This window comes from Paraburkholderia sp. (assembly GCF_035501035.1).
Lineage (GTDB): Bacteria > Pseudomonadota > Gammaproteobacteria > Burkholderiales > Burkholderiaceae > Paraburkholderia.
The window spans coordinates 1-5,041 of sequence record NZ_DATJWR010000488.1; the positions used below are offsets into that span (position 1 = coordinate 1).

The 5,041-nt window shown below is 58.9% G+C and carries 6 protein-coding genes; 5 read left to right on the forward strand and 1 reads right to left on the reverse strand.

All coding sequences use genetic code 11. The features are described 5' to 3' along the window. Positions 1 to 446 (reverse strand): hypothetical protein (locus tag VMJ11_RS33355; protein WP_325625394.1); only part of this gene is annotated, 446 nt, incomplete at its 3' end. A gap of 241 nt (positions 447 to 687) precedes the next feature. On the opposite strand from VMJ11_RS33355, the gene VMJ11_RS33360 reads away from it, so the two are divergent. The 5 genes from VMJ11_RS33360 (at position 688) to VMJ11_RS33380 (ending at position 4,678) form a co-directional block, all read left to right on the forward strand. Next, positions 688 to 879, forward strand: a complete 192-nt coding sequence (locus tag VMJ11_RS33360; RefSeq protein ID WP_325625395.1) for a DUF2252 family protein — start codon at positions 688 to 690, stop codon at positions 877 to 879. Positions 880 to 1,203: 324 nt separating this feature from the next. Next, entirely contained in the window at positions 1,204 to 2,412 is a 1,209-nt protein-coding gene (locus tag VMJ11_RS33365; protein ID WP_325625403.1) for a DesA family fatty acid desaturase, read from the forward strand. A 221-nt stretch (positions 2,413 to 2,633) separates the two neighbouring features. After that, entirely contained in the window at positions 2,634 to 3,542 is a 909-nt protein-coding gene (locus VMJ11_RS33370; protein WP_325625397.1) for a transglutaminase family protein, read from the forward strand. A 28-nt stretch (positions 3,543 to 3,570) separates the two neighbouring features. Next, entirely contained in the window at positions 3,571 to 4,374 is an 804-nt protein-coding gene (locus tag VMJ11_RS33375) for a transglutaminase family protein (protein WP_325625399.1), read from the forward strand. A gap of 97 nt (positions 4,375 to 4,471) precedes the next feature. Next, positions 4,472 to 4,678, forward strand: coding sequence for a hypothetical protein (locus VMJ11_RS33380; protein ID WP_325625401.1), 207 nt, complete (start codon positions 4,472 to 4,474; stop codon positions 4,676 to 4,678). The last annotated feature ends 363 nt before the right edge of the window (positions 4,679 to 5,041 follow it).

A 5,041-nucleotide genomic window follows, 5' to 3' on the forward strand; every position in this document is an offset into this window, starting at 1 on the left:
GAGCTGGTTCCGTGACGCCGGTTCGCTGCCGCCCGCGGGGGCGGGGTGCCGATCAACCCTTCTTCGATGCGTGCTGGTGGTCGCTCCGGAAAATCATGTCGGCGTTGCGTTTCTGGTTGGGCATCGGACATGCTGTCATAGAGCGCCAGGAAGGTTGTCGTCAGTTTCCTGACGCCGTCCGCATGAGCATCGACGATCTGGCAATAGGAGCGCAAATCGTCGACCGCGCTCATGCTGTCGGCGTTAGCGGCACGGGTCTGGATGAGCGAATCCATCGTGCTGGCGTTGTCGCGCATGACCTGTGCGAACGGTTGCCAGACCGATTCCTGCGGGGAGACGAGGAAGCTCAACAAGACAGCGAGCGTGACAGGGATCAGCAACTCGCGCCCAAAATAAAGGCTCGCGATGGACGCTCCCCCCGCGGCGAGCGTGACCAATCCCTGCACGCTGGGCGCGTCAGGAGGCTCGACTTGCGTCGGTGGCCTCGCAGAGCGAGGCTCCATCGATTTGGACATGACTGCTGGCGCTCGCAAGTGCGTTCATTTTCGTGAGTGATTGCCTGGCTTTAGCAGGGGTTCACGAACAGCCCGGGAAGCGCAATGAAAGATCGCGGAGCGCGCAACGGCCTTCGACAGCCGGGACGCGAAGGGAAGCAGAACGGCATCCCTCGCGAATTCGCGGATCAGTGTGAGGCTACTCCATCGGGAGTGCGGATGCGGTACGACAGCGTACAGAGACGAGTGGCTCGAAACCCCGAACAGCCACACGCTACCTGATGGACCTCCCATCTGGATTTGCGGCGACTGTCACGTGGGCAATCTGGGACGGGGCTACCTGGAGCACTGTCGCAACTATGCAATGGACGCCACTGGAAAATAGGGCGGGCAGCGAAGCGCATGTCGGAGCCTCATGGCGTGGATGCACGAGGCCGCATCGTTGTGCGCCGGGCGGATGGTCGAAGTGGCGCTTTACGCAGCCCGGTACGGGACCGTACCGAATTCCCCCGGAATTGAGTCCATCATGCAAGTTATCGTCTGCACGTTGGTGAGGCGGAGAGGGTACGCAGGGAATCACCTTGCTTGATTTGCCGGGAGTGAATTCTGGCAACTAATTCTGGCAACTACGTGATTCACGAATAAACCGCGGATGCGCAACCCGCATCACCTGAACGCGGCTTACGTCTTATATAGAAAGAAGGTTCCTTTGCTTAGTTCTTTAGTCGGATTCTTGTCGAATGGGGTGCTCGACCTTCTGTGGTGGCAGATCCTGCTGGCGACAGTGGTGCTTACCCACATTACGATCGTCAGCGTGACGGTTTACCTCCACCGTTGCCAGGCACACCGCGCGCTTGAGCTGCATCCGGTCGCCAGCCACTTTTTCCGCTTTTGGCTGTGGATGACAACAGGCATGGTCACCGTCCAATGGGCAGCGGTCCACCGCAAGCATCACGCGAAGTGTGAGACAGATGAAGACCCGCACAGTCCGCGGACCTACGGTATCAGGAAGGTATTGCTCGCGGGCGCCGAACTCTATCGTGTCGAAGCTAAGAACGAAGAAACGCTGCGCAAGTTCGGCTACGGCACGCCGAACGACTGGTTGGAACGTAATGTCTATGCAAAGTACCCGAGCCTTGGGGTGAGCCTGTTAGCGGTGGTCGATGTCGCGCTGTTCGGTGTCGCAGGCGTGTCGGTCTGGGCGGTCCAGATGATCTGGATTCCGTTTTGGGCCGGCGGCGTGGTCAATGGCCTTGGCCATTTCTGGGGTTACCGAACTTTCGGTACCGCAGATGCCAGTACAAACGTCGCTCCGTTCGGCATCTTGATAGGAGGCGAGGAACTTCACAACAATCACCATGCCTATGTGACCTCCGCAAAACTGTCGAACAGGTGGTATGAGTTCGACATCGGCTGGATGTACATACGCCTTCTTTCGGCACTGGGACTGGCGCAGGTAAGGCGAGTCGCGCCGACACCTCATCTGGTCAAAGGAAAGGTCGTACTCGACACCGATACGGTGCGCGCTGTACTGCTTAACCGCTACGACGTTATCACGCGCTATGCGAGGGCGGCCGAACGCGAGTATGGGAAGGAATTGAAGCGCGTGAAGCACGTCAGCCGGCGTGAGCGGTTGGAGATGTTGCACGAAGTGAGACGATGGTTTCGCCAGGGACAGACAGGTCAAGGAAGTTCGCGTCGACTGCAATTGACGGGAATATACGAGCGCAACCAGAAATTGCGGACCTACGTCGAGTTGCGCGAGGATCTGCTGGCAATCTGGGAACGCTCGACTGCGTCCCCCGAAGAATTACTCCTTCACTTGCAGCAATGGTGTCATCGCGCTGAGCGGAGCGGCATCGCCGCACTTGAAGAATTTTCATTGCGCCTTCGCCAATATGCCTGCCGTGAAGCCTAGGTGTCGGTCGATCTGTGTTCAGGCGACGCCGCGAGACTGAAATGGCTTGCATCACTATGCATCGTGATCACGCGTGGGATGAACGCTGCTGGGTCCGCTCCACCCGGCGCGCACGTTCTTCACGGGTTCCGTGGTTGGAAAACTAACAGCGGCTCACGAAATGCTGGCCGCGATTGTCGCCGAAGTTCGTGATGGCGCGGCACGTATTCATAGGCGCAAAGATGACTTCCAGGTCGATTCCAGTTGGCGAAAGCACGGCGACGGTGCCGCGGCACCTCACCGTGCGGCACCTCAGTGTCTATCGGTATTCGGAGCCTGTCCGCTTCGGCGAACACCGTATGATGTTCCGGCCCAGGTCCAGCCATGATCTGCGCCTCGTCGCAACCGAGCTCCTGATCGAGCCGACACCGGCACGGCTGTATTGGCTGCACGATGTCTTCGACAATTCGGTGGCAGTTGCCACTTTCACTGGCCGGGCGACCGAGCTGCGTTTCGAAAGTCTGCTGATGCTCGATCATTTCGAGTCGCCGCTACCGGAGTATTCGCTCGAGCCGTATGCCGCAACCTGGCCCTTCGCGTACACGAACGAGGAAGCGTCGGATCTCGTGAACGCGCGCAACCGTCAATACCCGGACCGCGAGGTCGACCTCTGGGCACGCCACTTCCTGGCGGTTGGCGGAGCGACCGGCACCATGTCGCTGTTGCGCGCGATGACGCTGGAAATCAAGAGCAATTTCTCCTATGCGCGGCGTATCGAGAAAGGGGTCTATCGTCCCGCCGATACCTTGCGCCGGCGAAGCGGGAGTTGCCGGGATTTCGCGGTACTGATGATGGATGCGGTTCGCTCGCTCGGCCTTGCCGCACGGTTTGTCAGCGGCTACATCTTCGTGCCCGATTTCGACGCGACGCAGGGCGGCGGCGCCACTCATGCCTGGGTGCAAATTTATCTCCCCGGTGCAGGCTGGGTCGACTTCGATCCAACCAACAGCATCATCGGCAATCGCAATCTCATCCGTGTCGCCGTTGCCTGGAATTACTATCAGGCGTTGCCGCTCTGGGGGACCTGGCATGGCGCCCCGCATTCGTATCGCGGCCTGGATGTGCAGGTGAGCGTGACTGAAGACCACTGATGGCTTCCACTAGAGAAAGGTCCACCCGATGAAACTCCGCGTTGGCTATGAGCTGGTCTATGAGTGCCCGCAACCGACACCGATGATGTTGATGTTGAACACGCATTATTCCCGCGTGCAGGACGTAACGCTTGCCGATCTTCTGGTGGTCGATCCGCCGGTCGCCATTACCCAGTATCGCGATGGGTTCGGCAATCTTTGCAGCCGGATCGTTGCGCCGCAAGGCCGCATTTCGCTGTCGACGACGGCGTTGCTCGATATCGCGGACACACCTGAGACACCAGAACCGTACGGTGAACAGAGTCCGGTCGAGGCGTTGCCTGACGAATGCCTGGTGTTCCTGCTCGGAAGCCGGTATTGCGAGACCGATCTGCTCTCCGAAATTGCATGGAAATTGTTTGGGCATGCGCCGCAGGGCCGCGGCCGAGTACAGGCGGTCTGCGATTTTGTCCATCAGCACATCACGTTCGGCTATGACTATGCCCGGCCGACTAAAACTGCCTGGCAGGTCTATCACGAGCGCCAGGGCGTCTGCCGGGACTTTGCCCATCTGGCGGTGACCTTGTGCCGCGCCCTGAATATCCCGGCCCGGTATTGCACGGGCTACATCAGCGACGTCGGCTTGCCTCCGCCCTACAGTCCCATGGATTTCGCGGCCTGGTTCGAGGCCTATGTCGGTGGTTGCTGGCAAACCTTCGACGCGCGCAACAACGCGCCGCGGATAGGCCGGGTATTGATGGCACGCGGGCGAGATGCCGTTGACGTCGCCATCAGCAACACCTTCGGGCCGACGAAGCTCATCAAATTCGATGTTCACTGCGCACCGGAATGAACCAATGGGGCGTCAATTGTCATCTAAGAGGTTCACGCGACCAAACTCTAGCTTGCCGTATTCGTGGCAGGTGCCTTTTCGATGGAGGGCTCAGGAAATGACTCTGAACTACGCAGGAAGATCGCATGACGAGGTCGTCGCAGCGAGAAAGCACCAGAAACAGAAGGCGCAGGAACAAGCCGGCGGCGAGATGGCAATTGAGGGCACGGAGGTCGATGCGGAACATGGCTGCGGACAGCTCTCCGAGCGTGGTAAGGAGGTGTGGCGAACCGGTAGCGGCATGGGTGGCGGAGGGATGGAGTGATGGGGCTTTGTTGGAATGGCCCGATGCGAACACAGCGGCGTTTTCGTTCCGTTGTTGAGGATTAGCGCGGCGCGCAAAGGTTACGACAGTGTTCTCAACGGCATGGCGAAACCTCCGCATTCAAATTTGCCTATATGCCTTTTGACTGGGTGGAATTGGGCGCAGCACGGGTTTGGGAATCGTACTTTCGATCTAGCGATGGTCTTCCCAGCCCTCGATGGGAGGATTTATGGAAACGCGTCTTGATGCCTTCAATGGGTGGCAAATGACCGCATCGGTCGAATGTAGGCCTGCGATAGGAAAATCGCGCTACTACATCGTGCCGCCACTTGCATATAAAGAATATTCGATGGACGAACCGAT